The organism is Nocardia sp. 348MFTsu5.1, assembly GCF_000383535.1.
GTDB lineage: Bacteria > Actinomycetota > Actinomycetes > Mycobacteriales > Mycobacteriaceae > Williamsia > Williamsia faeni.
In genome coordinates, this window is record NZ_KB911514.1 from 198,439 (window position 1) to 213,148 (window position 14,710).

General features: G+C 66.2%; 13 protein-coding genes. 10 read left to right on the forward strand and 3 right to left on the reverse strand.

What is annotated here, in order from left to right:
- Window position 1: 1 nt before the first annotated feature.
- On the reverse strand, window positions 2-745 hold the full coding sequence (gene yaaA, locus H290_RS0113465) for a peroxide stress protein YaaA (RefSeq protein ID WP_020107335.1): 744 nt from the start codon (window positions 743-745) through the stop codon (window positions 2-4).
- A gap of 118 nt (window positions 746-863) precedes the next feature.
- Here yaaA and H290_RS0113470 point away from each other — a divergent pair, with 118 nt between their 5' ends.
- Complete coding sequence (locus H290_RS0113470; RefSeq protein ID WP_028463155.1) at window positions 864-2,603, forward strand: proline--tRNA ligase; 1,740 nt, start codon at window positions 864-866, stop codon at window positions 2,601-2,603.
- A 19-nt stretch (window positions 2,604-2,622) separates the two neighbouring features.
- On the opposite strand, the gene H290_RS0113475 is transcribed toward H290_RS0113470, so the two are convergent.
- Window positions 2,623-3,060, reverse strand: a complete 438-nt coding sequence (locus H290_RS0113475) for a ferritin-like domain-containing protein (RefSeq protein ID WP_020107337.1) — start codon at window positions 3,058-3,060, stop codon at window positions 2,623-2,625.
- Entirely contained in the window at window positions 3,057-3,587 is a 531-nt protein-coding gene (locus tag H290_RS28540; protein WP_231373633.1) for a hypothetical protein, read from the reverse strand. Before H290_RS28540 ends, H290_RS0113475 begins: the two co-directional genes overlap by 4 nt.
- 178 nt (window positions 3,588-3,765) lie before the next feature.
- Between H290_RS28540 and rimP the strand changes: the two genes are divergently transcribed.
- The 9 genes from rimP (at window position 3,766) to H290_RS0113535 (ending at window position 14,698) form a co-directional block, all read left to right on the forward strand.
- Window positions 3,766-4,350 carry a ribosome maturation factor RimP gene (gene rimP / locus H290_RS0113485; RefSeq protein ID WP_028463156.1) on the forward strand — a complete coding sequence of 195 codons (585 nt, stop codon included), beginning with the start codon at window positions 3,766-3,768 and terminating at the stop codon, window positions 4,348-4,350.
- On the forward strand, window positions 4,347-5,372 hold the full coding sequence (gene nusA / locus H290_RS0113490) for a transcription termination factor NusA (RefSeq protein WP_020107340.1): 1,026 nt from the start codon (window positions 4,347-4,349) through the stop codon (window positions 5,370-5,372). The genes rimP and nusA overlap by 4 nt, the downstream gene beginning before the upstream one ends.
- 103 nt (window positions 5,373-5,475) lie before the next feature.
- Window positions 5,476-5,796, forward strand: coding sequence for a YlxR family protein (locus H290_RS28545; protein WP_036518971.1), 321 nt, complete (start codon window positions 5,476-5,478; stop codon window positions 5,794-5,796).
- An 80-nt stretch (window positions 5,797-5,876) separates the two neighbouring features.
- On the forward strand, window positions 5,877-8,855 hold the full coding sequence (infB, locus tag H290_RS28550; protein ID WP_036518881.1) for a translation initiation factor IF-2: 2,979 nt from the start codon (window positions 5,877-5,879) through the stop codon (window positions 8,853-8,855).
- 18 nt (window positions 8,856-8,873) lie between these two features.
- A complete protein-coding gene (locus tag H290_RS0113515; protein WP_020107343.1) occupies window positions 8,874-9,164 on the forward strand; it encodes a DUF503 domain-containing protein in 291 nt (96 codons plus the stop codon).
- A gap of 64 nt (window positions 9,165-9,228) precedes the next feature.
- Window positions 9,229-9,714, forward strand: coding sequence for a 30S ribosome-binding factor RbfA (rbfA, locus tag H290_RS0113520; protein ID WP_020107344.1), 486 nt, complete (start codon window positions 9,229-9,231; stop codon window positions 9,712-9,714).
- Window positions 9,711-10,685 carry a bifunctional oligoribonuclease/PAP phosphatase NrnA gene (locus H290_RS0113525; RefSeq protein WP_020107345.1) on the forward strand — a complete coding sequence of 325 codons (975 nt, stop codon included), beginning with the start codon at window positions 9,711-9,713 and terminating at the stop codon, window positions 10,683-10,685. Before rbfA ends, H290_RS0113525 begins: the two co-directional genes overlap by 4 nt.
- Window positions 10,682-12,064 (forward strand): MATE family efflux transporter, encoded by a 1,383-nt coding sequence (locus H290_RS0113530; protein ID WP_020107346.1) that lies wholly within the window; start codon window positions 10,682-10,684, stop codon window positions 12,062-12,064. The genes H290_RS0113525 and H290_RS0113530 overlap by 4 nt, the downstream gene beginning before the upstream one ends.
- A gap of 36 nt (window positions 12,065-12,100) precedes the next feature.
- Window positions 12,101-14,698, forward strand: a complete 2,598-nt coding sequence (locus H290_RS0113535) for a LuxR family transcriptional regulator (RefSeq protein ID WP_020107347.1) — start codon at window positions 12,101-12,103, stop codon at window positions 14,696-14,698.
- Window positions 14,699-14,710 lie beyond the last annotated feature (12 nt).

The window sequence follows — 14,710 nt, forward strand, 5'->3', positions numbered from 1 at the left end:
ATCAGTCCGTGAGGATGATCAGCTCACGGTCCGAGCCGATCTCCGCACGTTGCCCACCGGCGACGGCCACGGCGGCCAGCGAGTTGACGTCCCGCACCTGCTTGCGTGAGCCGAGCAGCGATCGGGTCAGCACACCCTTGTGATGCTTGTTGAAGTGGCTGACCACCGTCCGGGCGCCGGAGGCGTTCTCGGTCAGGACGGTCACGGTGATCGCATCGGGGATCGGTCCCAGTTGCTGATAGCCCCCCGACCGCAGATCGACGATCAGATCCTCACGGAGTCCCACGAGGGCATCGGTGAGCGCCGGTTTCCAGTTGGCGGCGAGCGTTCCGAATCCGGGTAGTTTCGATCCCGCCGACAGCCGGTAGGCGGGGATCGGATCGGTCGCCCGCAACACACCGAACAGCGCGGAGCCGATCGCCAGCCGATCGGCGGCCTTGACCTTCGCGGCCCGGGTCAGCGATCGGTAGTCGAGGGCATCGAACAGCACGCCCGTGTACCGCTCGATCGCCGGACTGGTCGGGCTCGACCACAACTGGGCGTTGCGCTCGATCTCGTCGAACTGGGATACGCCCAGCCCCAGGGCCTTCTGGCTCGCCGCCGGGTCGCCGGACAGGGTGACCAACGCATCGGCGATCTTGCGGCGCAGCGGCGTCAGTGAGGGCAGCGACAGCAGATCGAGGTCGAGGGGAGCGCCGCGGCCACCGGTGGCCTTGGTCTCTGATGGGGGCAGCACGATCAACACAGTGATAGACCGTATCGGTCCGCCCCGGCCATCGCCGCCCTGGTCTGGTCAACGGGGTGCAGTCCGGTCTGGCCACAGGAATTCAGCCCGGCCCGGCCGCAGGGATATGGTGTCTGACGTGATCACACGCATGTCGACCCTGTTCCTGCGCACACTGCGCGACGATCCCGCCGATGCCGAGGTGCCCAGCCACCGGTTGCTGGTCCGTGGTGGGTATGTCCGCCGCGTCGCCCCCGGCGTCTACAGCTGGCTCCCGTTGGGCCTGAAGGTGTTGCGGAAGGTCGAAGATGTTGTCCGCGAGGAGATGAACAACATCGGCGGCCAGGAGATCTCGCTGCCCGCACTGCTGCCGCGCGAGCCCTACGAGACCACCGGGCGGTGGACCGAATACGGTGACGCGCTGTTCCGGCTCAAGGACCGCAAGGGCGCCGACATGTTGCTCGGCCCCACCCACGAGGAGCTGTTCGCGCAGTTGGTCAAGGGGGAGTACTCGTCGTACAAAGACCTCCCGCTGACGATCTACCAGATCCAGACCAAGTACCGCGACGAGGAACGCCCCCGGGCCGGCATCCTGCGCGGGCGCGAGTTCATCATGAAGGACTCGTACTCCTTCGACCTGGATCTCGACGCCGCGAAAGCCTCCTACGACGCCCACCGCGAGGCCTACCAGGAAATTTTCCGGCGACTGCAGGTCAACTACGTGGTCGTTGCCGCCACCTCCGGTGCCATGGGCGGGTCGGCGTCCGAAGAGTTCCTCGCTGAAAGTGAAGTGGGCGAGGACACCTACGTTCGCAGCCCGGAGTCGGGTTACGCCGCCAACGTGGAGGCCGTCATCACCCCCGCGCCCCCGGCGCTGCCGATCGAGGGTCTGCCCGCGGCCACCGTGCACGACACCGGTGACACCCCCACTATCGACACCCTCGTCACCTGGGCGCAGGAGACCTTCCCCGACCGTGGCTTCACCGCCGCCGACACCCTCAAGAACGTTGTCGTGAAACTGCGGCACCCCGATGGCAAGACCGAACTGCTGGCCGTCGGCATCCCCGGTGACCGCGAAGTCGACATGAAGCGCCTCGGATCGGCAGTGGAACCGGCCGGAGTCGAGCTCATCACCGACGCGGACTTCGCGGCCAACCCCTTCCTGGTTCGTGGCTACATCGGCCCGAAGGGTCTGCAGGACAACGAAGTTCGCTACCTGGTCGACCCCCGTATCGTCGACGGCACGTCGTGGATCACCGGGGCCAACGAACCCGGCAAGCACGTGATCGACCTCGTCGCCGGCCGCGACTTCGTGCCCGACGGCACCATCGAGGCCGCCGAGGTCCGCGACGGAGATCCGTCACCCGACGGCATCGGAACACTGGTCACGGCGCGAGGCATCGAGATCGGCCACATCTTCCAGCTCGGAACCAAGTACACCGACGCATTTTCCGTCGACGTCCTCGGCGAGAACGGCAAACCCGTCCGGCTGATCCAGGGTTCGTACGGTGTGGGGGTCTCCCGCATGGTCGCCGTCATCGCCGAGCAGCATCACGACGAGAAGGGTCTGCGCTGGCCGAAGTCCGTGGCGCCGTACGACGTTCACCTGGTGATCGCCAACAAGGACGAGCAGGCCTGGGCTGGCGCGCAGAGTCTTGCGGTCGAACTCGACGCCGCCGGAATGTCGGTGCTGCTCGACGACCGCAAGGCCTCGCCCGGCGTGAAGTTCAAGGATGCCGAGCTGCTCGGTATGCCCGTGGTTGTCGTCGTTGGACGCGGCTGGGCAAACGGCACCGTCGAGATCCGCGACCGATTCACCGGAGAAGCGACGGAGATCGCTGCCGATGTGGCGGTCGAGACCCTGCTCGCCGGCCGGTAATCACCGCTGCGCGATCGAGCTACGCTGCGTCTCCGCCGGGCAGGGCAACGGTGGCGGGTGAGATCCTGAGCACCACTCGCCACTGTGCCGCCCGGACCGCACTCGCCGTCAGTCCGCGCAGACCGAGCCGGCGGCCCTCTGGATCGGCTGCCTGCTCGATCACGCTGCGATAGGCGATCGCGCAGTCTTCTTCGACGGCCAGCGCCACGGTCAGCGCCGACACCGGATCGGTCACGGGTACGGGCAGGTTGTAGCCGGCGGCCGCCGCCGGAACAGCGGCCTGGGCGACAGTCAGGGCAGCTTCCAATTCGGTTCTCTGCGCACGATGTTCGGCGGTGTACTCGCTGATCATCTGGTCCCGCACGGATGCGGCATGGGCTGCGACCACGCCGTAGGTGAAGATCGCGGCATTTTCCGCATCCAGGGCAACGGCGATCGCATCTGTCGTCGTGGTCATGAAAGCTGCACCGCCGCAAGAGTTGTGGTTCCGGCGCTGATCGACCCGAGCAGTCCGGCGACGTAGCCGTCGAGTTCGGTCGCCAGGTTTCCGGCCGAGAGGGCTGAAGCGGTGAGCCGGCTGCGCAGGGCATCGATGGTGGGTGGGGTGGTCACCGCGGGGCTCGGCGTGGCCGAACTGGACGCGGTCTCGGCCCGCCCGGCATCGAGTCGGGTGATCTCGTCGGTCAGGGCGACGGCATGCTCTGTTCGCTGATCGGCGATGACGGTGAGGGCTGCGGCCCGATCCGGGTTGCCCGCGATCGCGGCGGTCGCCTCGGCGGCATCGGTGTTGGCAGCGGTCACCTGTGGCAGGAGCTGGTCGGCAAGGAGTTGTTGCGCGGTGATCTCGGCGCTCGTGCCACAGGCGGCGACCGCGGCGATCGCGGCCCCGCCCGCGGCGAACGCCACCGCTGATTGCAGAAATGCGCGGCGGGAGGGCGTGATTCCCCGCATGTCGCCTATCGCCGAAACTTCGCTGACCGTCACAACGGTCATAGTGCCAGCCCGCGCGAGCGGGGGCAGATCTGCTCACCGCTCGGCGGTTCGCGACCCCACTGTGGCCCACTCGTCACGCCGCGGTGCGGCCGATGGTCAAGAGCAGGTGGCGCGGGGCGTTAAGCTGGTCGGAGCAAAGACCTGACAACTGCACATGGAGGAGACGCCGATGCCCGGGGCAATCGACCACGATCGGATCAGTGAACTGATCGAACCGGTGGTCACCGACAAGGGGTACGACGTCGAGGAACTGTCGGTTGTGGCGACGGGCCCGGAGAATCTGGTGAAGTTGGTCGTCGACCGCGACGGCGGCGCGTCGCTCGACGAGCTGGCCGAGTTGAGCCGCTCGATCTCGGTGATCCTCGACGGCACGGACGAAGAGACCGGCGCGCAACACGAAGACGTGTTTGCAGCATTGCCGACCTACACACTCGAAGTCACATCTCCGGGTGTGGACCGCCCACTGACGCAGCCGCGCCACTGGCGCCGCGCTGCCGGCCGCAAGGTGGTGGTCGACCTCGTCGCCGATCCGCCAGAGCGACTCGCCGGCCGGATCGGGGTCCTCGACGAGGACCAGTCGGGCGTTGCGTTGGTCACAAGGACAAGTAAGGGTTTCGCCACCACCAGGGTGGCACTCGCATCAGTACGCAAAGCATTTGTGCAGGTTGATTTCGGCGAGCCGGGTGCTGCCGAACTCGAGGTGTGCGGCCTTGATCCCGAGCAGATCGAGGCAAGAAGGAAAGGGAACAAATGAATATCGATATCGCAGCGCTCCGCATGATCGAGGCCGAAAAGGGCATCACGATCGATGCCGTGATCGAGACCATCCAGTCGGCACTGCTGACGGCTTACCGGCACACCGACGGGTTCGCGCCGCACGCGTACATCGACGTCGACCGCAAATCCGGCCAGGTCCGGGTGATGGCGCAGGAGCGTGACTCCGACGGCAACGTCATCTCCGAATGGGACGACACCCCTGAGGGTTTCGGGCGCATCGCGGCCACCACAGCGCGTCAGGTGATCCTGCAGCGCCTTCGAGATGCCGAGCACGACAAGAACTTCGGCGAGTTCTCCACACATGAGGGCGAGATCGTCGGTGGCGTCGTGCAGCAGGATGCGCGGGCCAATGCCCGAGGCATGGTCGTTGTCCGCATCGGTAGCGAGGCCACCGGCCAAGAGGGTGTGCTGCCGCCTGCCGAGCAGGTGCCCGGAGAAACATACGTGCACGGCGAGCGGATCAAGTGCTACGTCGTCGGTGTCGCCCGCGGGGCCCGTGGTCTGCAGATCACACTGTCGCGCACGCACCCCAATCTCGTGCGCAAGCTCTTCTCGCTCGAGGTCCCCGAGATCGAAGACGGATCGGTCGAGATCGTGGCGGTGGCCCGCGAGGCCGGCCACCGGTCGAAGATCGCGGTTCACACCGGGGTGTCCGGCCTCAACGCCAAGGGCGCCTGCATCGGTCCCATGGGGCAGCGGGTACGCAACGTGATGAGCGAGCTCGCCGGCGAGAAGATCGACATCATCGACTACGACAACGACCCGGCGGTATTCGTCGGCAATGCACTCTCGCCGTCGAAGGTGGTATCTGTCACAGTCGTCGATCTCGCGGCGAAGGCGGCCCGTGTCGTGGTGCCCGATTACCAGTTGTCCCTGGCCATCGGCAAAGAAGGCCAGAACGCACGCCTGGCCGCCCGGCTCACCGGATGGCGGATCGACATCCGCAGCGACGCCCAGACCGATTCGGACACGGAGCCGTCTGCGGCAGGTGCGAGCTGAATCCGACGTGCCGAGACGGGTGTCATTAGCATCTGACTCGCAGTGGGCGGTAGACTCACCGGTGGTCCACAGTGATCCTTCGCCCCACCGCGAAAATCTGCCGATGCGTACATGCGTCGGATGTCGACAGTGTCACCCGGCCACCGAATTCGTTCGGCTGGCCATGCGGCGCGACGATGATCAGACGGTGGTCGTGATCGACCATCGGCGGACCATGTCAGGGCGTGGCGCCTGGCTGCATCCGGATCCCGATTGCTTGGGAACCGCGATTCAGCGCAAGGCCTTCGCCAGGGCATTTCGGATCGGCGGGTTGACCGTCGACGCCGATCTACTGAGTCGAGAGATCGAATCGGTGGCCAAACAGAGAGGCCGGCAGCAGTCGGCCACTAAGGAACAGGTAGCAGAAGACATGAGCACACCGTGAAGTTCTTGCGATGAGCACGTTTCGGACGTAAACCGAGGTCGTAGCGGGCAATGCCGCTCGACCTCCAAGTGAGGAGAGCAGTGGCAGGCAAGGCCCGCGTGCACGAATTGGCCAAAGAACTGGGAGTGACAAGCAAGGAAGTGCTTGCACGACTCAGCGAGCAGGGCGAGTTCGTCAAATCTGCGTCGTCGACCGTTGAGGCCCCCGTGGCCCGGCGACTACGCCAGTCCTTCCCAGGGAAGGACGCCCCCGCCGGTAACGCCGGAGGGCAATCAGCATCCGCCGGAGGCACTGCCCCGGCCGGACAATCATCACCGGCAAAGCCGGGCGCCGCGCGTCCGGGACCGGTATCCACCAGCAATGCAGGTGCTCCGGCAGCACCGTCCACCGGCGCCAAGCCCGGTGCACCGCGGCCGACCCCTGCGCCGAAGGCAGCTCCGACCCCGGCTCCGCGCCCCGCTGCGCAGGCACCGGCCCCGTCGGCGCCCGCCCCTGCTCCCAGTGCACCCGCACCGGCAGCACCGGCAGCCGCAAAGAGCACACCGGCTCCCGCTGCGTCCGAAGCCCCGGCCGCAGCAGCAGCCCAGTCTCCGGCACCCCAGTCACGTCCGGCTCCGGCCGCACGTCCCGGTGGCCCCAAGCCCGGTCCGCGCGCACCGCGGGTCGGCAACAACCCTTACTCAAGTGCAGCACCCGTCGAACGGCCCGCTTCGCGTCCCGCACCGGGACAGGGTGGAGCCCGTCCCGGCTCGGGACAGCGTCCCGGCGCGGGTGGCGCGGCAGCCGGTGGTCGTCCGGCCCCGGGTCAGGGCGGTCCCCGTCCCGCACCGGGTCAGGGCGGACCTCGTCCCAGCCCCGGTAGCATGCCTCCTCGCCCCAACCCGGGTGCGATGCCGGCACGCTCGGCTCGACCCAGTGGCCCCGGTGGACCCGGTGGCGCTCGCGGTGGACCCGGCGGCGCCCGCGGTGGACCCGGCGGTGGCGGCGGTCGTCCCGGTGGCGGCGGCGGCGGCGGTGGCTACCGCGGTGGCCCAGGTGGCGGTGGCGGCGGTGCCGGTGCCGGTGCTCCGACCGGTGCACCCGGAGGCCCCCCCGGTGGATTCCGGGGTCGTCCCGGTGGCGGTGGCCGTGGTCGTGGCGGCGCAGCCGGCGCGTTCGGTCGTCCCGGTGGTGCCGTTCGTCGTGGCCGCAAGTCGAAGCGGGCAAAACGCGCCGAGTACGAGAGCATGCAGGCGCCCGCAGTCGGCGGCGTCCGGTTGCCACGTGGCAACGGCGAAACCATTCGCCTTGCTCGTGGAGCTTCGCTGTCCGACTTCGCAGACAAGATCAATGCGAACCCGGCGGCACTCGTACAGGCGTTGTTCAATCTCGGCGAGATGGTCACAGCGACCGAGTCGGTCAACGACGAGACGCTGGAGCTGCTCGGCGGCGAGATGAACTACACCGTCCAGGTTGTCAGCCCGGAAGACGAAGATCGCGAACTGCTCGACTCCTTCGACCTCACCTACGGCGAGGATGCGGGTGGCGAGGACGATCTCGAACAGCGTCCGCCGGTGGTGACCGTCATGGGTCACGTCGATCACGGTAAGACCCGACTGCTCGACACGATCCGTAAGGCGAACGTCCGCGAGGGCGAAGCCGGCGGCATCACGCAGCACATCGGTGCCTACCAGGTCCTCACCGAGCTCGAAGGTGTCGAACGACTCGTCACCTTCATCGACACCCCCGGTCACGAGGCGTTCACCGCCATGCGTGCCCGTGGTGCGAAGGCCACCGATATTGCGATCCTCGTGGTCGCAGCCGACGACGGCGTCATGCCGCAGACGGTCGAGGCGATCAACCATGCGCAGGCGGCCGACGTGCCGATTGTGGTGGCGGTCAACAAGATCGACAAGGAAGGTGCTGATCCGCAGAAGATCCGTGCCCAGCTCACCGAATACGGGCTGGTCGCAGAAGACTTCGGTGGAGAGACGATGTTCGTCGACATCTCGGCCAAGCAGGGCACCAACATCGACGCACTGCTCGAAGCAGTGCTGCTGACCGCGGATGCCTCGCTCGACCTGCGTGCCAACCCGGACATGGACGCTCAGGGTGTTGCCATCGAGGCACACCTCGACCGCGGCCGTGGACCGGTGGCAACCGTGCTCATCCAGCGCGGAACGCTGCGGGTCGGCGACTCGATCGTGGCCGGCGACGCCTACGGACGTGTTCGTCGGATGGTCGACGAGCACGGCGAAGACGTGGCCGCGGCGCTGCCGTCGCGACCTGTCCAGGTCATCGGCTTCACGTCGGTCCCGGGTGCAGGCGACAACCTGCTCGTGGTCGACGAGGATCGCATCGCTCGTCAGATCGCCGACCGCCGCAATGCGCGTAAGCGCAACGCACTGGCTGCCCGCAGCCGCAAGCGGATCAGCCTGGAAGACCTGGATTCGGCACTGAAGGAACATTCACAGCTGAACCTGATCCTCAAGGGCGACAACTCGGGAACCGTGGAAGCCCTCGAAGAGGCCCTCATGGGCATCGAGATCGACGACGAGGTGCAGTTGCGCGTCATCGACCGCGGTGTCGGTGGCGTCACGGAGACCAACGTCAACCTGGCGTCGGCGTCGAACGCGATCATCATCGGGTTCAACGTCCGGGCAGAGGGCAAGGCAACCGAGCTGGCCAACCGCGAAGGCGTGGACATCCGGTACTACTCGGTGATCTACCAGGCCATCGACGAGATCCAGAGCGCACTCAAGGGTCTGCTCAAGCCGGTCTACGAAGAGGTCGAGCTGGGTCGGGCGGACATCCGGGCGATCTTCCGGTCGTCCAAGGTCGGCAACATCGCCGGTTGTCTCGTCACCTCGGGCATCATGCGACGCAACGCCAAGGCGCGGCTGCTGCGTGACAATGTGGTCGTCGCAGAGAACCTCACCATCTCCTCGCTCAAGCGGGAGAAGGACGATGCCACCGAGGTTCGCGACGGTTACGAATGTGGTCTGACGATCACGTACAACGATATCAAGGTCGATGACGTGATCGAGACCTACGAGTTGCGGGAGAAGGCGCGGGACTGATAGTCCCGCCAAGCTGAGATGTTTGTCGGTTCGCTCGAGATCGACCTTCTGCTCGGCGACATCCACTCACTCAAGCAGAAGCGCTCAGTGGTGCGACCCATCGTCGCATCACTGGCGCGTCTGCGGGTGGCTGTCGCCGAGGTCGACGATCTCGACCTTCACCGCCGCGCCCGAATAGGGGTCGCGGCGGTGGCCGGTGACGCTCGGCACGTCGGTGAAATCCTGGACGCCTGCGAGTCGCTGGTGTCCAATCGTCCCGAGATCGAAGTACTGTCGGTTCGTCGGATTGTTCGCGGCAGCGACGATTGAGGATGAGTCACAATGGGTGTTCCGGCTGGCGTCGGATCATCGGGAAACAGGAGTGTGAGCTGCCATGGCAGACCCGGCACGGGCACAGAGGCTGGCGAAGCGGATCTCGTCGATCGTCGCGTCGGCGATTGCGAGTGAGATCAAGGATCCCCGGCTCGCCTATGTGACGGTCACCGACGCAAAAGTCACCGGTGACCTGCATGATGCAACGATCTTTTACACGGTGATGGGTCCCTCGCTGGACACGCCACCCGACTACTCGTCGGCCGCCGCCGGATTGGCCAAGGCCACCGGGGTTCTGCGGTCGAAGGTGGGTGCCGGAACCGGTGTCCGGTTCACCCCGACCCTGACGTTTGTCCTCGACCGGGTTCCCGACACCGCGAAGGAAATGGAAGAGCTGCTCGAGCGTGCCCGCCTGCAGGACGAAGAGGTGGCCCGGCTCGCCCGCGATGCGGCTCCGGCCGGTGACCCCGACCCGTACCGTGAACCACGGGCAAATGACGATGACGATGATTCCGGGGACGGCGCGGCAAGCACAGGCGAGCGGTGAGTAGTACCAAGGCTCCGTTCGACGAGGCATTGCGGTCCGTGGCCGAGGTTCTCTCTGTGGCCCCGGCGGTCACAGTGCTCTGTCACACCCGGCCCGATGCCGACACGATCGGCAGCGGACTGGCGATCGCGGAGGCGCTGCGCCGGCTCGGCACCGCGGTCGAGCTCAGTTTCGCCGGACCGACGGAGCTGCCGACGGCACTTGCCCAGCTGCCCGGCGCAGATCTGATCTTGGACTCGAAAGACGTTGTCGGCCATCCGGTGGTGGTGGCGGTCGACTGCGCGAGTATCTACCGTCTCGAAGCCCTGTCCGCGTTGGTCGAATCGGCGACCCACTCGATCGTCATCGATCACCACATCTCCAACGAGGGCTTCGGCACGATCAATTATGTTGACCCGCAAGCGGATTGCACCGCCGAGCTCGTTCTGTCGATCATCGACGAGCTCGGTGTGACCGTCGACCTCGACATGGCGACCTGCATCTACGCCGGCGTTGTCACCGATACCGGCTCGTTCAAGTGGGGTCGTCCGAAGTCGCACCTGATCGCGGCACGAATGCTCGATGTCGGTGTCGATGGCCGCCGCTGGACCCGGACACTGCTCGACACCCACAGATTTGCCTGGCTTGCCATGGTGTCGGCGGCGCTCGACTCCGCGGTGCTGATCGAGTCGGCGTTCGATGGTCGCGGGCTGGTGTACGCCATTGTCGACCACGACTCCGCAGCAGCATTGAGCTGGGAGGAGAGCGAGAGCGTGGTCGACATCGTTCGGACAACCGCCGAGGCCGAGGTGGCCGTGGTGTTCAAAGAGGGCTCTCCGGGCCAGTGGACGGTGTCGATGCGGGCCAAGTCGGAGGTCGACCTGGTTCCGATCGCAGTGGCACATGGCGGCGGTGGCCATCAACTCGCGGCCGGCTTCGGTGCCTCCGGAACCGCCGCAGAGGTCGTCAGGCACTTCCTCGCTTCGGTGTGAGTTCCGAATCCGAGCAATCCCAGGGCGCGCTCGCGAGCCCGGAATTCAATCCGACGAACAATCGGATTCTCCGGCTCTCGCTGTCGGCGCTGGTTGTCTTGATCGCCGAGCCGCTGTATTTGATGCTCGACCTGGCCGTGGTCGGCCGACTCGGAGGGACCGACCTCGCCGCGCTGGGTGTGGGCGTCCTGGTGCTGGGGGTCGTCAGCACTCAATTGACTTTTCTGTCCTACGGCACCACCGCGCGGGCCGCACAGAAGTTCGGTGCCGGTGATCGCGCCGGCGCCGTCTTCGAAGGTATGCAGGCCACCTGGATCGCTCTCGGGATCGGCACCGCGATTGTTGCCGTGGTCCAGCTCGGTGCCCCATGGATTCTGTCCGCGCTCACCGGCGGGGGATCGGTGGCCGACGAGGCGACCAGCTGGCTTCGGATCGCGGTGTTCGGCGTCCCCCTGATCTTGCTGTCGATGGCCGGCAACGGCTGGATGCGTGGAGTGCAGGACACCCGTCGGCCGATTGTGTATGTGGTTGCCGGACTCGGTGTTTCAGCTGTTCTGTGTCCAATGTTGGTACACGGATTGCTGGGTGCGCCGGAGATGGGACTGGAGGGCAGCGCGGTTGCGAATGTGGTCGGGCAGAGCATCGCGGGGATCTTGTTCGCGACTCGCGTGATCGCCGAATGCGCACGCGAACATCTGCCGAGCCGGCGACCGGAATGGTCGGTCATGGTTGGGCAGTTGGTGTTGGGGCGAGACCTGATCATCCGGAGTCTGTCCTTTCAGATCTGCTTTCTGTCGGCGGCCGCCGTGGCAAGCCGCTTCGGGGTCGCGGCGGTGGCCTCTCATCAGCTGGTGCTCCAGTTGTGGAACTTCGTGGCGCTATTGCTCGATTCGTTCGCGATCGCGGCACAGGCGCTGGTCGGCGCAGCGCTCGGTGCGGGTGCGGTTCCGGCGGCGTGGCGGGTCACTCGCCGGGTGACGCAATGGTCGGTGGGGGTCTCGATCCTGCTGGCGGTGTTTTTCGCCTTGGGGAGTTCGCTGGTGCCGAGGATATTCACGTCGGACCCTGACGTACTCGAAGCGGTGAGCACCCCGTGGTGGTTCTTTGTCGCGATATTGCCGATCGCCGGCGTGGTATTCGCTCTTGACGGCGTTCTCCTGGGCAGTGCGGACGCGGCATTTCTCCGAAATGCGACACTCGCGTGTGCACTGATCGGATTCTTCCCGTTGATCTGGTTGTCGCTGATCTTCGATTGGGGTTTGGCCGGAATCTGGTCAGGATTGGTCGTATTCATGGCACTTCGGCTGGTCACCGTGCTCTGGCGGGTGCGTGGCGGGCGCTGGACAACGGTGGCGAAACGGCCTGACCCGCAGAGTTAACCTTCAAACCGGGCAGTTGCGGCCTAGTATTTACCCGTGGCTCGTACATGGCCGTTGATTGAACGCGAGCGGGAGTTCAAGACGATCCAGTCGGCTCTCGCGTCCGAGGCACCAGACCTCGGTGTTGTGCTCACGGGTGAACCCGGCGTGGGCAAGACCACTTTGGCGCGCTATGCCACCGGGACGATGGCCGGGCAGGTGCGCTGGGTGGCCGGTACCGAATCGGCGCGCAGCATCCCGCTGGGTGCTTTTGCACATCTTGTCGGGCCCTCGACGTCGACCGATCCCGTCACCTTCATGTCCGCCGCCCGGGCCGCGCTGCTGGCCGGTGGCGACACGGTCATCGGTGTCGACGACGCGCACCTCCTCGACGAGCTGTCGGCAACACTGCTGCACCAGCTGGCCATCGACCGGGCGGTCCGGATCATCGCGACGGTCCGCAGTGGTGAGGTGGTGCCGGATGCGGTGACCTCACTGTGGAAAGACCGTCACCTGGTGCGGCTGGTTCTCTCGCCGTTTTCGAAAGAGCAGAGCGTCGAGCTGATCGAATCGGTCTTGGGTGGTCGTCTCGAAGGTTTGAGTGCCGATGTCATCTGGGATGCTTCCGGGGGCAACGCGCTTTTTCTGCACCATCTCGTCGAAGGCGCCCTGGAATCGGGTGCGTTGCGGCAGGTCCGTGGTGTGTGGCAGTTGCGGGGCCGGGCCGCAGTCACTTCCGAGCTGGCCTCTTTGCTCGAAAGTCGCATCGACCACCTCGACGACGAGTCGCTGCACGTACTCAAACTGCTCACGTTCTGCGAGCCCTTGGACATCGACGTGCTGTGCGAACTCGCGGGTGACACCGCAGTTGACGACGCCGAAACCCGTGGCCTGATCCGGGTGGCACGCGAGGGGTCCCGGTTCAACGTCCACTACACACATCCGCTGTTCGGTGATGTGATCCGCCGCCGACTGGGAATCGCGTCGTCACGGCGACTGCGGGGCCAGTTGGTGAAAGCTCTCGCGGGTCGGGACCTGAGAACCGCCGCCGAGCGCATCAAGCTGGCGGAGCTCTCCCTCGACAGCGACGAAAAAGTGGATGTCGAGCTGATGAGCCGGGCGGCCAACGATGCGATCTCGCTGGCGAATATCCCACTGGGCGAACGATTCGCGCAGGCCGCGCTCGATGCGGGTGGCGGGTTGGCCGCGGCGAATCTCCTTGCCCGGGCGTTGCTTTGGCAAGGCAAGGCCGAGGCATCCGACAAGACACTCACGGCGTTCGACCCCGCAGACATGGACCCGGTCCAGCTGGTGCAGTGGGGGTTGACCCGAATCAGCAACCTGCTGTGGACGATGGGTGAGAGTCGTCGCGCCGACGAGGTGCTGGCACTGGTCTCCGATCGAATCGATGATCCGGCACTGGAATTGGTCGTTGAGGGCCTCGCGTCGGCCTGTGCGTTGTTCGAAGGCCGCCTCACCGAGGCCCTCGAACGATCCCAGAAGGTACTCGACGCCCCACGGGCGTCGCCCTACGCGCTGGAGTGGGCGTGCTTCGGTGGCGGTCTGGCGCGGGCACTGAGTGGACGCGGCTCCGAGGTCGCCGAGATCGCTGCGCGTGGACGGAAGGTCGAGACGAAGGTCGATGGCCTGCTCAAGTTCATGGGCGGGTACGGGGCCGTGATCGGGTTGACCCTGACCGGGCAGTTCGATGAAGGCGGCAAGGAAGCGGCCCGCAACCTACAGTTCAGGACCGCCGGCCAGTTTCTCGGCTGGGCGATCGCGAACATCGTGATGGGGAATGTGGATCTGGCCTGTGGACGCCTTCAGTCGGCTGTCGGACGCTGCGAGCAGTCGCTGGCGGCACTGGACACCACGTCTGCTGCGGCCTGGAGCTTTCCGGGCAGAATCATTTTGGCGCAGTCATATTCGGCATTGGGCCGCGACACCGACGCGCTCCGCGTATTGACCGAGGCCAGGCGGCGCGAAGGGCGGTACGTTGCGGTGTTCGCCCCCCAACTGAGGATCACCGAGGCGTGGCTTGCGGCAGCGCAGGGGGTGACAGGGGAAGCGGTCTCCGTCGCTCAGGCCGCGGCCAGGGAGGCTTCGGCGGCTGGGCAGTTCGGTATCGAGGCCGAAGCGCTGCACGCCGCGGCCCGGTTCGGCGATGAGACGGCCGCGCCGCGGTTGGCCGAATTGGCAGGTGAAGTCGACGGGGTTCTGGTTGGTGCCTACGCCCGCCATGCCGCGGCGGTCGCAGCGGGTGATGGCGCGGCCTTGGACGCGAGTGCAGATGAGTTGGCGCAGATCGGTGCGCTGATCTCGGCTGCCGACGCCGCCGCGCAGGCCGCCAACGTTCACGACGCGGCCGGCGACCGGGCAGCAATGGCATCGTCGGCGGCCATCGCGGGCCGGTTGTCGGCCGAATGTGGCGGCTTGCGGACCCCGGCCCTGGTCGCGGCCGCGCATCCATTGCCGCTGACGGCCCGGGAGCGGGAGATCGCCACCCTGGTGGCGGCCGGTTTGTCGAACAAGGCGATCGCCGAACGGCTGACGGTGTCGGTGCGCACCGTCGAAGGACACATCTACCGGGCCTGCACCAAGTTGGATCTCTCTGATCGGGCGGACCTGACAACGTTGCTGAGAAACGAGAACTGACAGAGGTTCGAC

Coding starts and splice junctions, on each gene's coding strand:
- H290_RS0113515 (WP_020107343.1), top strand. CDS start 8,874: ATGTTTGTCGGTTCGCTCGAGATCGACCTTCTGCTCGGCGACATCCAC.
- H290_RS0113475 (WP_020107337.1), bottom strand. CDS start 3,060: ATGACCACGACGACAGATGCGATCGCCGTTGCCCTGGATGCGGAAAAT.
- rbfA (WP_020107344.1), top strand. CDS start 9,229: ATGGCAGACCCGGCACGGGCACAGAGGCTGGCGAAGCGGATCTCGTCG.
- H290_RS28545 (WP_036518971.1), top strand. CDS start 5,476: ATGCGTACATGCGTCGGATGTCGACAGTGTCACCCGGCCACCGAATTC.
- nusA (WP_020107340.1), top strand. CDS start 4,347: ATGAATATCGATATCGCAGCGCTCCGCATGATCGAGGCCGAAAAGGGC.
- rimP (WP_028463156.1), top strand. CDS start 3,766: ATGCCCGGGGCAATCGACCACGATCGGATCAGTGAACTGATCGAACCG.